This window comes from Roseburia sp. AF20-18LB (assembly GCF_003461185.1).
Classification (GTDB): Bacteria; Bacillota; Clostridia; order Lachnospirales; family Lachnospiraceae; genus Roseburia_C; species Roseburia_C amylophila.
The window spans coordinates 86,076-100,107 of record NZ_QTWP01000002.1 but is presented as its reverse complement, the minus strand read 5'-3'; the positions used below and the strand labels follow the sequence as shown (position 1 = coordinate 100,107).

The following is a 14,032-nucleotide window of genomic DNA, read 5'->3' as shown; positions in this document are numbered from 1 at the left end:
TGATAGTATTGTACCACTTTTGACCGGTATATTACAAGAAAATGTAAAAGAAATGTTAGATAATGCATACATAAGAGAACGAACTGAATTCAAATTTTACGGAGGGTCAAAAATGAATTTACAGGAAATCGTAACAAAGAAATATAACAAGGGAATTGCTGATTGCTCTAATGAAGAATTATACTTCGCATTATTAGAGATGACAAAAGCAATGGCTGAGAAGAAAGAAAACCACAACGGAAAGAAAAAATTATATTATATTTCCGCAGAGTTCTTAATTGGAAAACTTCTCTCCAACAACCTGATTAATTTAGGCGTATATGATGAAGTGAGAGATGTACTTGCAGCAAATGGCAAAGACATCTGTGCAATTGAAGAGGTTGAACCGGAACCATCACTTGGTAACGGTGGTCTTGGAAGACTTGCAGCATGCTTCCTTGATTCTATTGCAACATTAGGATTAAACGGTGATGGAGTTGGACTTAACTATCATTACGGATTATTCAAACAGGTATTTGAAAACAACCTTCAGAAAGAAACCAAGAATCCTTGGATTCAGGATGAAAGCTGGCTGACAAAGACAGATAAGAGCTATCAGGTACAGTTTGGTGGATTTAATGTAACTTCAAAATTATATGATATTGATGTTACCGGATATGAAAACACAACCAACAAGCTTCATTTATTCGATATCGAAACAGTAGATGAGGGCATCGTTGGGGATGGAATTGACTTTGACAAAGAGGATATCAAGAAAAACCTGACATTATTCTTATATCCGGATGACAGCGATGACAAGGGACGTCTCCTTCGTGTTTACCAGCAGTACTTCATGGTAAGCAACGCTGCACAGTTAATCTTAGATGAGGCAGTAGAAAGAGGATGTAACTTGCATGATCTTGCTGATTATGCAGTAATCCAGATTAATGATACCCATCCATCTATGGTAATCCCGGAGATGATTCGTCTGTTAATGGAAAGAGGAATCGGCATGGACGAGGCTATTGCAATCGTTTCCAAGTGTTGTGCATATACCAATCACACCATCTTAGCAGAAGCATTAGAGAAATGGCCAATCTCTTTCTTAGAGAAAGTTGTTCCACAGTTAATGCCAATCATCTACGAATTAAACAACCGTGTAGTTGCTAAATATGATGACAAGTCTGTATACATCATTGATGATGAAAAACGTGTACACATGGCTCATATGGATATCCACTACGGATTCAGCGTAAATGGTGTTGCATACCTTCATACAGAAATCTTAAAAGATTCTGAGTTAAATAACTTCTACAAGATTTATCCTGAGAAGTTCAATAACAAGACAAACGGTATCACATTCCGTCGTTGGTTATTACACTGTGATAAGGGATTGACATCCTTAATCGAAGAACTGATTGGACCAGGATTCAAGAAAGATGCAATGGAACTGGAAAAATTAGGACAGTTCATAAATGATGATGCAGTATTAGATAAATTACTTGCAATCAAGACTGAGAACAAAGTTGTTCTTAAGAACTACTTAAAGGCAACACAGAACATCGACTTAGATGAGAACTCAGTATTTGATATTCAGATTAAGAGATTACATGAGTACAAGAGACAGCAGATGAATGCACTCTATGTAATTAACAAATATTTTGAAATCAAAGCAGGAAAGAAACCGGCAAGAAAGATTACTGCAATCTTTGGTGCAAAGGCAGCTCCGGCTTACATCATTGCAAAAGACATTATCCATTTAATTCTCTGCTTACAGCAGTTAATTGCAAATGACCCGGAAGTAAGCCCATACTTACAGGTTGTTATGGTAGAGAACTACAATGTTACTTTAGCTGAGAAATTAATCCCGGCAGCAGATATCCATGAGCAGATTTCCTTAGCTTCTAAAGAGGCATCCGGAACATCTAACATGAAGTTCATGTTAAATGGTGCAGTAGCAATCGGAACCATGGACGGAGCAAACGTAGAAATGCATCAGTTAGTAGGAGATGATAACATCTACATCTTCGGAGAGTCTTCTGACGAAGTAATTGAGCATTACGCAAAAGCTGATTATGTATCACGCAAGTATTATGATAATGATGCAGATATCAAACGTGCAATCGACTTCATCGTAAGTGATGAAATGAAAGCAATCGGAAATGCAGAGAACTTAGAGAGACTTTTCAATGAGTTAATCAACAAAGACTGGTTCATGACTCTTCCGGATTTCGAATCTTATCGTGCAAAGAAAGATGAAATGCTTGCAGATTATGAAGATAGAAAAGCATGGGCAAAAATGATGCTGACAAATATCAGCAAAGCCGGCTTCTTCTCATCTGACCGTACAATTGAGCAGTACAACAAAGATATTTGGAAATTAGACTAAATTTTGATAAAAGTATTCTCCAACCTTTAAAAACAATGAGGGACAGATAGAAATATCTGTCCCTTGTTGCGTTTTATGAAATACGACTTAGAGTTTCAATCCCTTTAACAGTGCGCCAAGGCTGGTAGAAGCACTTTCATCAGAGGTGTAGGCGGATAAGTCTTCTTTTTCTTCTACAGAAGTATCTACCATTTCTTCTTCCAATGCACGCATGCTTAAGCTGATTTTGCCGTCGTTGGTATTTAAAAGCTTGGCTTTTACATGCTGTCCTTCCTTTAATACTTCGGAAGGCTTGTTGATACGGCGTTCACAAATCTGGGAAATGTGGACAAGTCCCGTAAGTCCGTCCCCAAGGTTGATAAATGCACCATATGGCATCAGGCTTTCCACGGTTCCTTCTACAATACTGCCCGGAACTAACATCGCAATCTTGTGATTCCTCTCTTCTGCTTCTTTTTCAAGAGCAACGGATTTACCGGAGAGCACCAGACGGTCATCTTCCTCATCGACAGTAATGACACGGACTTCTAATTCCTTTCCAACATAGCTTTCGGTATCTTCTACATAGGCTGTGGTAATCTGTGAAGCCGGAATAAATCCGCGAATGCCATAAAGGTATGCAACTACACCGGCTTTTACCGCTTCAATGACCTTTACGGTAACAACGGTTTCGTTTTCCAACAGCTCTTTTAACTTATCCCAGGCAAGCACTTCGTTGGCTTCTTTCATGGAAAGTAAAATGTTGCCTTCTCCATCATCCCGGCGGATGACCGTTGCTTCTAAGACATCTCCCGGATGAATGTGCTCGTCAATGACAAAGGAGGGGTCGTTGCTGACTTCATCTGCTTTGATGATTCCCGGGGCATAATACTTTAAGTCCAATGTGATGGCGTCTTCATCCACAGAGATAACGGTTCCGGTTAAGATGTCTCCTTCGTTGATTTTCCGGAAGGAAGCCTCAAGCTCTGCTTCAAAGTCCTGCATGGTTTCTTTTGCTTCGTTTTCTGACATAGTAAAACCTCTTTTCTTATCTGATTCTGGTCAGGCGATTGCGAAAGGGGACAGGAACTGCCGGAAGAATATTACGGGATTCACAGGGGATTTATCTTTATCCGGTATGAAATGCCAACAGTTCTTATAATGCGTGTTTTTCTTAATTGTAAACTGTCTTTCCGGTTGCTTTGGCTGAATATCGACGCTGTCCGCCGGGCACAGATGCCACATAATGCCTGCAAGGGGCACTGGGAATTTCGGCATACTTTTTCTTTTGCCTGGCAACCGGCACAAATTCACATCCATGTTCAATTGTGCCTCGCTGGTACATCCCTGTACCAGCGTTGCCTGTTGCCAGACAAAATTCCCAGTGCCCCTAACAGCCCTTATCAGGCATCTGTGCTTCGGCGAACCGTTTCGATATTCTGACAAACATTGGAAAGACTGTTTTAATAGCAAAAAGAAAGACACGCATTTTAGAACTGTGGTATTTCGTAGCGAAAGATAATCGCCTGTGAATCTGTGATATTATTGGGGCAATCATCTTTCTGTCCCGCTTCGCAATCGCCTAACCATATGCATGAGAATAACTCATGATTTTTCTTGCAGTGTATCACAGGAAACGAAGAAAAACAAGCCGGGGCGAGGTTGAAAGAAGAGCCTTAATTTGCTATACTAAAGCGGATGAAAGCGAGGCAATTATGAAGAAAATAAAATATATGGCAGTTGTACTTGCCACAGGACTACTGTTGGCCGGCTGTGAGGAGGATGAGACACAGAATAATAAAGATGCATATCGGCAGATAGGCATCAACTGTATGCAGGAGGGTGACTATGAAGGCGCCATTGATGCATTTCAGAATGCACTGGACCAGTCGCTGGCAGTTGTGGGAGAAGAAGAAATAGATACCTGTTATTATAAAGCAGCAGCACAGTATGCTGCAGGAAAGAAAGAGGATGCCATTGAGACCTATCAGGCATTAATCAATTATGACAAGAAAAATGCCCAGGCATATTTCCTGTTAGGAGAACTGTACCGGAAAGAAAATGACATGGATAAAGCAAAAGAAAATTTTAATCTGGCAGCACAGTATGCTGGCACTGACTATGAAATGTATATTGCTTTGTATCAGGAGTGTTATGCCGCAGGAATGCAGACCGAAGGTCAGGAGTATCTGAAAAAAGGTATTGAAGCAGGTGGTAAATCAGCGGAGGACTATGCCCAGAGAGGCAGAATTTATCTATTACTGGGAGATTATGATAATGCGGAAACAGAGCTTACGACAGCTATTAATAAAAAGAGCACGGAAGCTTCTTTGTATATGGCACAGCTCTATGAAGTGAAAGGCGAAGATGAGAAGGCAGCCGGATTATATAAAGAATATATCGATGAAAACCAGGATAATCCGACAGCATTGATTTGTCTGGGAGGAATGGAATTAGAAAAAGGTAATTATGATAGTGCAATAAACTATCTTAAGATGGCACTGGATTTAGATGCAGGCTCACAGAAGCAGGAGGCGCAGCGTAATCTGATACTGGCATATGAACAGAGCGGAGATTTCGCATCTGCAAAAAGCGAGATGGAGGATTATACAAAGAATTATCCGAATGACGAAGAAGCTGCCCGGGAATACTTGTTTTTGATGACACGTTAAGCAAAAGGGGCAAAATGTATGGGACAGGAAAACGAGGGAAAAAGGCAGAGAGGAACAATACGAAAATGAGCGAAACCTATGAGATTATCGTGCTGGATTTAGATGGCACCTTAACTAATTCAAAGAAAGTCATTACACCAAAGACGAAAGACGCACTGATGCGGATTCAAAAGGAAGGGAAAAAAGTAGTGCTGGCATCCGGCCGTCCTACCGGGGGCATCGTAAAGCTGGCAGACGAACTGGATTTGAAGAGCTATGGCGGATTTGTACTGGCATTTAATGGTGGAAAGATTATTAATTATGAGACCGGAGAGATTGTATACAATAAGACAATACCGGTAGAACTGGTGCCGGCAGTGTATGAGCAGGCATGCAGACTGGGTGTGGGCGTGCTTACTTATAAAGGAAATACCATCATCCATGGAAACGGAGTGAATGAATATAGCCGTAACGAGGGAAAAATTAACGGAATGCCGATGGAAGAGGTAGATAATTTCGCAGAATATGTAGATTATCCGGTAAATAAATTCCTGATGACAGGAGAACCGGAAAAGATTGCAAAAGCACAGGATGTGATGCGGCAGACCTTTGGAGAACAATTAAACATTTTCCGCTCAGAACCGTTTTTCTTAGAGATTGTTCCACCATCCATTGATAAGGCATATTCTCTTGGAAAACTGTTAGAATATCTGGGAGAAAAGAAGGAGCAGATGATCTGCTGTGGAGATGGCTTTAATGACAAGTCTATGATTGCATTTGCCGGGCTTGGTGTGGCAATGGCAAACGCACAGCCGGAGGTAAAAGAGGTCGCAGATTATATTACCACTTCCAATGATGAAGACGGAGTGGCGCTTGTAATAGACAGATTCATGTAAGGAAGGCGTATGGCATGCAGAAAATAACAGAACTATTGTCAAAGGGAAAATCACCATATCATGTGACAGAATGGACAGGAAAGCAGTTACAGGAGGCAGGGTATGAAGAATTAAAGCTGCAGGAATCCTGGCAGCTTCATGCAGGCGGTAAATACTATGTAAGACCGTATTCCGGTATGGTAGCGGCATTTGCTGTTCCAGAACAGCTGGATAGAAAGACGGCGCTCCGCCTGATGCTGGCCCATACAGATTTCCCATGTTTTAAAATAAAACCGAATCCTGAGGTGAAGACGAAGGATTACAGGCAGTTAAATGTGGAGCCATATGGCGGTATGCTCAAAAATACATGGTTTGACCGTCCACTTGGAATTTATGGGAAAGTGGTATTAGAATCGGAACATCCATTTGCACCGGAAGTAAAGCTTTTCGGAAGTGAGGAACCGGCAGCAGTGATTCCGTCTTTGGCACCACACCTGAACCGTGAGGCAGGCGGAAAACAGGAATATGATGTGCAAAGAGAACTGCTTCCACTGCTTGGAATAGGGCAGGACGGAGACGTTACAGAGAATTTTTTTGCGGATTACTTAAAAGAACATCTTGGGGCAGAGGCAAATGAGATTTTAAGCTATGATTTATTCCTGGTCAATATGGATGAACCGGAATTAATAGGAAGTGATAAGAAGCTTCTTTCTTCTCCGAGAATCGATAATCTGGCATCGGTAGCAGCAATTGTGGAGACAATGTGTGAAAAAACGACCGGAGATTCACTGGTTGTGGCAGGATTATTTGATAATGAGGAAATCGGCAGCCGCTCCAAGCAGGGAGCAGACAGCAGTCTTCTTAAGGATATCATAATGAAGATTGGTGCAGCCTTTGGAATGGCAGAAACAGAGGTAAATGATATGCTCCGGGGAGGCTTTCTCTTGTCTATAGACGGAGCTCATGCCGTACACCCGAATTACACAAATAAATCAGATATTACGAATGATGTGATATTGGGAAAAGGAATTACCGTAAAGACTTCTGCCAGCCAGCGGTATCTTTCTGACAGTGAGGCAACAGCGGTGGTGATGCAGCTTTGTAAAAAGACAGATATTCCATATCAGGTGCAGGTAAACCGTTCCGGCATGCCGGGTGGACAGACCCTTGGACCAATTGCGGTTTCCTACCTGCCAATGCAGGGGGCGGATATTGGAATTCCAATGCTTGCCATGCATTCAGCAAGAGAACTGGCAGATATGAGAGATTATCAGGCATTGGTAATGTTTTTGAAAATATTTTCTGCATAAAGAAATTGCAAAAAAGGTTGGACTTTTTGGAAAAATATCACAAAATGTCGTTGACAATAGGTAAGATTCAGTACAAAATTAGTAGTATAACGTAATGCACAGAAAGTGCATTGATTGGAGGAAATATATGGCATTGGGAAAGAACAAAAAAATTGTAAATCTGGTTCAGTCAATCAGTGAGATGAAAGAAGAGAATTATGCTGCAGGTTCACCGGAACTGCAGCATATGTATGAACGCATGAATGCTGGCAGACGTCAGCTTGCACAGGTATATGGGGAAGATATGAAGGCAGTTATGACAATGAGTGCTTTGGGTTTGAAAGTTGGGCATGATACCGTAAAGATGACAACGGCAGCAGAGGATGTCAATACAGCAACAAAGACAATCCATGATGCAACAGCAGAAACATCCAGTATTGCAGAGGAAGTAAGAAATGCCCATGAGGGTCTGACCAATACAATTATTGATGTATCAGAGAAAACTACTGATATTTATAAGAAGATAGAGAATGGCCAGGAAGAACTGACAGCTATCCGGGATTTATCCAAAGATGCAATCTCAGAATCCACAGAAATGAAGAAAAATATGGATGCATTGATGGATGTTATCAATCATATGAATGAAGTCATTGAAGGCATCAATGCAATTTCCGAACAGACCAACCTGCTGGCATTGAACGCATCAATTGAGGCAGCAAGAGCAGGAGAAGCAGGAAAGGGATTTGCCGTTGTAGCGGAAGAAATCCGTCAGCTGGCAGAGGGAACCAAGCAGTTAACCGGAAATATGGGTGAATTCGTAGAAGGAATCCGCGATGCTTCTGAGAAGAGTTCTAAGAGTGTGGATGTTGCAATTACATCTCTTGACAATATTGATCAGAAGATTAATGCTGTATGGAATATTAATGACGAGAACAAGAAAAATGTTGGAACCATCAGCGAATCGATTGGTTCCCTTGCTGGTATCAGTGAAGAAATCAGCAGCTCCATGAATGTGCTGGAAACCCAGGTGTCCTGTATTGAGGACCAGTGCAGTAATCTCAGCAATGATGCAGAATTGCTGACCGTTATAAATGTAAATTTAAAAGGTTCGTTAGAACCATTAACCCAGGTTGAAACGGGTATGGATAATGTGGCGAAGGTTATAGGAGAAATGAGCCGTGATGCATTTTACCGTATGGATAATGCAGTTTTTGATACTTATGTACAAAAAGCAATGGAAGCACATAGGGCATGGCTTGAGACTTTACATACCATGGTAACTGAGAAGAATGTCCTTCCGTTACAATTTGATGATACAAAATGCGGCTTTGGTCATTTTTACCATTCCATGCATCCGGGAAATCCGGCAATTGCACCGGTCTGGAATGCGCTGGCAGAGAAACACAGAAGATTCCATGGCTATGGAAAAGAAGTGCAGCAGGCACTGTTCGATGAAAATGCTGAAAGAGCAGAAGAAATTTATCAGGAAGCAGAGAAATGCTCAAATGAATTACAGAATGATTTTGCTTCAATTTTAAATATTTCTGCAGGATTATCCCAGAACGGACAGAGTGTGTTTGCGTAAACAGAAAGTAAGAAAAGGATATTTTATGCCTGAATTTTTTGAAAACAATGAAATGGAAGAAAGAGTCATCCTGGTTGGCGTAAGCAGCCAGGATGGCGATGATACAGAAGACTCCCTGGATGAATTGGAGGAGCTGGTGAAGACTGCCGGAGCAGTAACGGTGGGCAGGGTAATCCAGAACCGTCAGACAATACATCCGGGGCTTTATATTGGTAGCGGAAAAGTAGAAGATCTGCTGGATGAAATTGCATGGACCAATGCAACAGGAATTGTCTGCGATGACGAACTAAGCCCGGCACAGCTTCGGAATCTTTCGGATGCCCTGAACGTAAAAGTGATGGACAGAACCTTAATTATCCTTGATATTTTTGCTGCCAGAGCATCTACCAGTGAAGGAAAGATACAGGTGGAGCTGGCACAGCTTCGTTACCGCATGAGTCGCCTTTCCGGCGTAGGAAAGAGTATGTCAAGGCTGGGAGGAGGAATTGGAACGAGAGGTCCGGGAGAGAAAAAGTTAGAGGTAGACCGTCGTCTGATTGCATCAAGAATCAGCCAGCTCAAACGGGAGTTAGAGGAAGTAAAACGACACCGGGAAGTGAATCGTGTGGCAAGACAGCGGAATCATGTTCCGGTGGCAGCGATTGTAGGGTATACCAACGCCGGTAAATCAACCCTTTTAAATGCTCTGACCGGAGCTGGAATTCTTGCAGAAGATAAACTTTTTGCAACCTTAGACCCGACTACCAGAATGTTAGAACTTCCGGGAAGCCAGAAGCTTTTGCTTACGGATACGGTAGGGTTTATCCGGAAACTGCCGCATCATCTGATTGATGCCTTCCGTAGTACTTTAGAGGAAGCTAAGTATGCAGATTTTATCATTCATGTGGTGGATGCATCCAATCCACAGGCTGCCAAGCAGATGCATATTGTATATGAGACATTGCACCAGTTAGAGGTTACAGATAAAAAGATACTGACATTGTTTAATAAGCAGGATGCTATTACAGACCGGGAACCATTGCGGGATGGCAGGGCAGATATTACTTTACGGGTATCTGCAGCAAGAGGTGATGGACTAGAAGAACTGAAAGACTGCCTCGCCCGGATACTGCGGGAGAACAAACACTATCTTGAGACAGTTCTGCCATATGACAAGGGTGGATTGCTGCAGCAGATAAGAGAAACAGGAGAATTAATAGCAGAAGAATATCTGCCGGAGGGAATCCGTATAGAAGCATATGTACCTCCGGAGCTATTTGAGAAAATACATGCATGAGCAGATTGCCCCAGAACTGCTTGTATGCTAAAATAGGAGCAATAGGAGGTATTCCACATGACAATCTTAATAAAAGGTGGCCGCATTTTAGATCCGGCTACGAAAACAGATGATGTAATGGACCTTTTCATAGAAGATGGAGTCATTACCAAAAGAGGAAAAAATATCAAGAAAAAGGCAGAGAAGACTATCGATGCCAAAGGACTGTATGTAATGCCGGGACTCGTTGATATGCATGTGCATTTGCGGGATCCAGGATTTACTCATAAGGGTGATGTTGAAACAGAAACCCGTTCCGCAGCAAGAGGCGGATATACCACGGTACTTGCAATGCCAAATACCAAGCCGGTGGTAGATAATGCTGATGTGGTACGTTATGTACATCATAAGGCAGAAAGTGTCGGACTGGTGCATGTATTGCAGGTTGGCGCTGTAACAAAAGGACAGCAGGGAGAAGAATTAGCTGACATCAAAGAGATGGCAGAGGCAGGAAGCCCTGCAATCAGTGAAGATGGCAAATCAGTCATGAATTCACTTCTTGCAAGAGATGCCATGCTGGTAGCAAGAGACTGTAACATTCCGGTACTGTCACATTGCGAAGATAAGAATCTGGTTGGCTCCGGTGTGGTCAACGAAGATGAGAATGCAAAACGCTGGGGACTGGCTGGAATTACCAATTCCGTAGAAGATATCATGATTGCAAGAAATATCCTGTTATCCAAAGATACCGGTGCACATCTGCATCTTTGCCACTGCTCCACAAAGAACAGTGTAAACATGGTAAAATATGCCAAGTTAGAGCATATTCCGGTATCAGCAGAGGTATGTCCGCATCATTTTACACTGACATCAGATGATATGGCAGAGGGAGATACCAATTATAAGATGAATCCACCACTCCGCCGTAAAGAGGATGTGGAGGCATTGAAAAAGGGACTTTCCGATGGAACCATGGAAGTCATTTCCACAGACCATGCACCGCATACAGCAGATGAAAAAAATAACAGCATGGTAAAGGCTCCATTTGGAATCGTTGGAATGGAAACTGCAGCAGCACTGACTTATACAGAACTTGTGCTGGGTGGATACTTAACACCGATGCAGATGGTAGAGAAGATGAGCTATAATCCGGCACAGATTCTTCATTTGAAGAAGGGAACTTTGGAAGAGGGAGGTATGGCAGATGTCATGCTTTTTGATCCGGAATGCACTTATGCCATTGATAAGAACAAGTTCTGGTCGAAAGCAAAGAATACACCATTCCACGGCAGAAAAGTAACCGGTAAAGTAATGATGACTATCTGTGAAGGCAGAATTGTATATGATGCAGCAGAAGAATAAGAAAAAGAAAGGCTTAAAGATATGATTAACAAATTAATTAAAAAAATCGAGAAAACCCATGCACCAATCGTTGTCGGCTTAGATCCGATGTTAGATTATGTTCCGGAACATATTAAGGCAGCAGCATTTAAGGAGCGTGGTGAGACTTTAGAGGGTGCAGCAGAAGCAATCTGGCAGTTTAACAAAGCAATTGTAGATGCCACTTATGATCTGATTCCTGCTGTAAAACCACAGATTGCCATGTATGAGCAGTTTGGAACAGAGGGTGTGAAAGCATATCAGAAGACAGTAGATTACTGCCACTCCAAAGACCTTGTGGTAATCGGAGATGTAAAACGTGGCGATATCGGTTCTACATCCGCAGCTTATGCAGTGGGACATCTTGGTAAAGTCCAGGTGGGAAGCAAAAAGCTTTCTGCTTTTGATGAAGACTTTGCAACCGTTAATCCATATCTGGGTTCAGACGGAATCAAGCCTTTCCTGGAAGTATGTAAAGAAGAGAAAAAAGGTATCTTCATTTTAGTTAAGACCAGCAATCCATCCAGTGGAGAATTCCAGGACAGATTAATTGATGGCAGACCACTGTATGAATATGTCGGTGAAAAGGTAGCGCAGTGGGGCGAAGAAGTCATGGGAGATAACTACAGCTATGTGGGAGCAGTAGTAGGAGCAACCTATCCGGAGATCGGAAAAGTCCTTCGTAAAGTAATGCCAAAGAGCTTTATCCTGGTTCCTGGATACGGTGCCCAGGGTGGAAAAGGAGCGGACTTAGTACATTACTTCGACGAAAACGGACTGGGTGCAATTGTCAATTCATCCCGTGGAATCATTGCCGCATATAAGCAGGAAGCATATGCATCTTTTGGAGCAGAGCATTTTGCAGATGCATCCAGAGCAGCAGTAGAGGCAATGATAAAAGATATCGATGGAGCTTTACAGGCAAGATAGGAGAAGAAGATGGCAGAGAAGTTTAAAGAACAGGCGATTATTATCCGCCAGGAAGAAATTGCGGATGACATTTACAGTATGTGGCTGCGTACGGAAGAGATTGCAGCACATGCAAAAGCAGGTCAGTTTGTATCTGTATATTGTAATGAAGGAAGCAGGCTGCTTCCAAGACCAATCAGTATCTGTGAAATTGATAAAAAGGATAATGCCATCCGTCTGGTATACCGTAAAGTTGGAAAGGGAACAGAAGAGTTTTCCGGTATGCATACCGGCGGAATTCTTAATATAACAGGACCGCTGGGAAATGGATTTCCGAAGAAAGAAAAGAAAGCGTTCTTAATTGGTGGTGGAATTGGTATTCCACCAATGTTAGAGCTGGCAAAAGAATTGGACTGTGAAAAGCAGATGGTACTTGGTTTCCGGGATGAGCTTTTCCTGATGGATGAATTCCGTGAAGAAGGAGAAGTCTATGTGGCAACTGAGGACGGAAGTGCCGGGACAGAAGGAAATGTATTGGATGCCATCCGTGAAAATGGGCTGACAGCAGATATTATCTATGCCTGCGGACCAAAGCCGATGCTGGCAGCTATTAAGGAATATGCAAAAGAGAAACAGATTGAGTGCTGGATTTCTATGGAAGAACGTATGGCTTGTGGAATCGGAGCCTGTTTAGCCTGCGTGTGCCAGTCTAAGGACAAGGACGAACATTCCAATGTCAATAATAAACGTGTATGTAAAGAAGGACCGGTTTTCCGGGCTGAGGAGGTGGAACTTTAATGAATACAAGAGTGAATCTGGCAGGAGTATTATTGAAGAACCCGATTATGACAGCATCCGGAACCTTTGGCTCCGGTCAGGAATACAGTGAATTTGTAGATTTGAATAAACTGGGTGCAGTAGTGACGAAAGGTGTTGCCAATGTACCATGGCCGGGGAATCCGACCCCTCGTGTGGCAGAAGTGTACGGTGGAATGTTAAATGCTATCGGTTTACAGAATCCTGGTATTGATGTATTTGTACAGCGTGATATTCCATTTCTTACCCACTATGACACACGCATTATTGTAAATGTTTGTGGAAAAACAGCCTCCGATTATATAGAAGTTGTGGAAAGACTGGCTGAACAGCCGGTAGATATGCTGGAAATCAATATTTCCTGCCCAAATGTCAAAGAAGGCGGTATTGCCTTTGGACAGAATGCAGCTTCTGTAGAAGAAATTACAAAAGAAGTGAAAAAATATGCAAGACAGCCGGTTATTATGAAATTGAGCCCGAATGTAACGGATATTACAGAGATGGCAAAAGCGGCAGAAGCAGGCGGAGCAGATGTGATTTCCCTGATTAATACACTGACTGGAATGAAGATTGATGTAAACCGCAGAAAATTTGCTTTGGCAAACAGAACTGGTGGGATGTCCGGACCGGCAGTGCATCCAATTGCAGTGCGTATGGTATATCAGGCAGCCCAGGCAGTGAATATTCCGATTATCGGAATGGGAGGTGTACAGAGCACGGAAGATGCATTGGAACTGATACTGGCAGGAGCAACCGCAGTATCTGTGGGAACTGCAAACTTTACCAATCCTACCGCAACGATTGATATTATCAATGGTATACAGGATTATATGGAAAATAATGGAGTTGAAGATATCAATGAACTGATTGGTGCAGTCACTGATTAATGGGACTGTTTTTGATGCTGCCGGAAGAATATCACGGG

11 protein-coding genes are annotated in these 14,032 nt (G+C 42.5%); 10 read left to right on the top strand and 1 reads right to left on the bottom strand.

The window, feature by feature from the left end:
* The first annotated feature begins 112 nt into the window (after nucleotides 1-112).
* Nucleotides 113-2,368: a glycogen/starch/alpha-glucan phosphorylase gene (locus DWX65_RS05240; RefSeq protein WP_118172981.1), complete on the top strand. Its 2,256-nt coding sequence runs from the start codon at nucleotides 113-115 to the stop codon at nucleotides 2,366-2,368.
* Nucleotides 2,369-2,455: 87 nt separating this feature from the next.
* Here the strand turns inward: DWX65_RS05240 and DWX65_RS05235 are convergent, their stop codons facing one another.
* Nucleotides 2,456-3,379, bottom strand: a complete 924-nt coding sequence (locus DWX65_RS05235) for a 30S ribosomal protein S1 (protein ID WP_118172980.1) — start codon at nucleotides 3,377-3,379, stop codon at nucleotides 2,456-2,458.
* 683 nt (nucleotides 3,380-4,062) lie between these two features.
* Between DWX65_RS05235 and DWX65_RS05225 the strand changes: the two genes are divergently transcribed.
* The 9 genes from DWX65_RS05225 to DWX65_RS05185 all read left to right on the top strand — a co-directional run bounded on the left by DWX65_RS05225 (nucleotide 4,063) and on the right by DWX65_RS05185 (nucleotide 13,994).
* On the top strand, nucleotides 4,063-5,019 hold the full coding sequence (locus tag DWX65_RS05225; RefSeq protein WP_158561793.1) for a tetratricopeptide repeat protein: 957 nt from the start codon (nucleotides 4,063-4,065) through the stop codon (nucleotides 5,017-5,019).
* Between the two features lie 65 nt (nucleotides 5,020-5,084).
* Nucleotides 5,085-5,894, top strand: coding sequence for a Cof-type HAD-IIB family hydrolase (locus tag DWX65_RS05220; protein ID WP_118172978.1), 810 nt, complete (start codon nucleotides 5,085-5,087; stop codon nucleotides 5,892-5,894).
* Nucleotides 5,895-5,908: 14 nt separating this feature from the next.
* Entirely contained in the window at nucleotides 5,909-7,183 is a 1,275-nt protein-coding gene (locus DWX65_RS05215) for a M18 family aminopeptidase (protein WP_118172977.1), read from the top strand.
* Between the two features lie 127 nt (nucleotides 7,184-7,310).
* Nucleotides 7,311-8,747, top strand: coding sequence for a methyl-accepting chemotaxis protein (locus tag DWX65_RS05210; RefSeq protein WP_158564701.1), 1,437 nt, complete (start codon nucleotides 7,311-7,313; stop codon nucleotides 8,745-8,747).
* A gap of 25 nt (nucleotides 8,748-8,772) precedes the next feature.
* Nucleotides 8,773-10,023: a GTPase HflX gene (gene hflX / locus DWX65_RS05205; RefSeq protein WP_118173146.1), complete on the top strand. Its 1,251-nt coding sequence runs from the start codon at nucleotides 8,773-8,775 to the stop codon at nucleotides 10,021-10,023.
* Nucleotides 10,024-10,080: 57 nt separating this feature from the next.
* The gene (locus DWX65_RS05200) at nucleotides 10,081-11,364 is read left to right on the top strand and encodes a dihydroorotase (protein ID WP_118172975.1); all 1,284 of its coding nucleotides are present in this window, start codon (nucleotides 10,081-10,083) and stop codon (nucleotides 11,362-11,364) included.
* Between the two features lie 21 nt (nucleotides 11,365-11,385).
* On the top strand, nucleotides 11,386-12,312 hold the full coding sequence (pyrF, locus tag DWX65_RS05195; RefSeq protein ID WP_118172974.1) for an orotidine-5'-phosphate decarboxylase: 927 nt from the start codon (nucleotides 11,386-11,388) through the stop codon (nucleotides 12,310-12,312).
* 9 nt (nucleotides 12,313-12,321) lie between these two features.
* A complete protein-coding gene (locus DWX65_RS05190; protein ID WP_022244410.1) occupies nucleotides 12,322-13,089 on the top strand; it encodes a dihydroorotate dehydrogenase electron transfer subunit in 768 nt (255 codons plus the stop codon).
* Nucleotides 13,089-13,994 (top strand): dihydroorotate dehydrogenase, encoded by a 906-nt coding sequence (locus tag DWX65_RS05185; RefSeq protein WP_022244409.1) that lies wholly within the window; start codon nucleotides 13,089-13,091, stop codon nucleotides 13,992-13,994. The genes DWX65_RS05190 and DWX65_RS05185 overlap by 1 nt, the downstream gene beginning before the upstream one ends.
* The last annotated feature ends 38 nt before the right edge of the window (nucleotides 13,995-14,032 follow it).

Coding starts and splice junctions, on each gene's coding strand:
- DWX65_RS05190 (WP_022244410.1), top strand. CDS start 12,322: ATGGCAGAGAAGTTTAAAGAACAGGCGATTATTATCCGCCAGGAAGAA.
- DWX65_RS05225 (WP_158561793.1), top strand. CDS start 4,063: ATGAAGAAAATAAAATATATGGCAGTTGTACTTGCCACAGGACTACTG.
- DWX65_RS05240 (WP_118172981.1), top strand. CDS start 113: ATGAATTTACAGGAAATCGTAACAAAGAAATATAACAAGGGAATTGCT.
- DWX65_RS05220 (WP_118172978.1), top strand. CDS start 5,085: ATGAGCGAAACCTATGAGATTATCGTGCTGGATTTAGATGGCACCTTA.
- pyrF (WP_118172974.1), top strand. CDS start 11,386: ATGATTAACAAATTAATTAAAAAAATCGAGAAAACCCATGCACCAATC.
- DWX65_RS05235 (WP_118172980.1), bottom strand. CDS start 3,379: ATGTCAGAAAACGAAGCAAAAGAAACCATGCAGGACTTTGAAGCAGAG.
- hflX (WP_118173146.1), top strand. CDS start 8,773: ATGCCTGAATTTTTTGAAAACAATGAAATGGAAGAAAGAGTCATCCTG.
- DWX65_RS05215 (WP_118172977.1), top strand. CDS start 5,909: ATGCAGAAAATAACAGAACTATTGTCAAAGGGAAAATCACCATATCAT.
- DWX65_RS05210 (WP_158564701.1), top strand. CDS start 7,311: ATGGCATTGGGAAAGAACAAAAAAATTGTAAATCTGGTTCAGTCAATC.
- DWX65_RS05200 (WP_118172975.1), top strand. CDS start 10,081: ATGACAATCTTAATAAAAGGTGGCCGCATTTTAGATCCGGCTACGAAA.
- DWX65_RS05185 (WP_022244409.1), top strand. CDS start 13,089: ATGAATACAAGAGTGAATCTGGCAGGAGTATTATTGAAGAACCCGATT.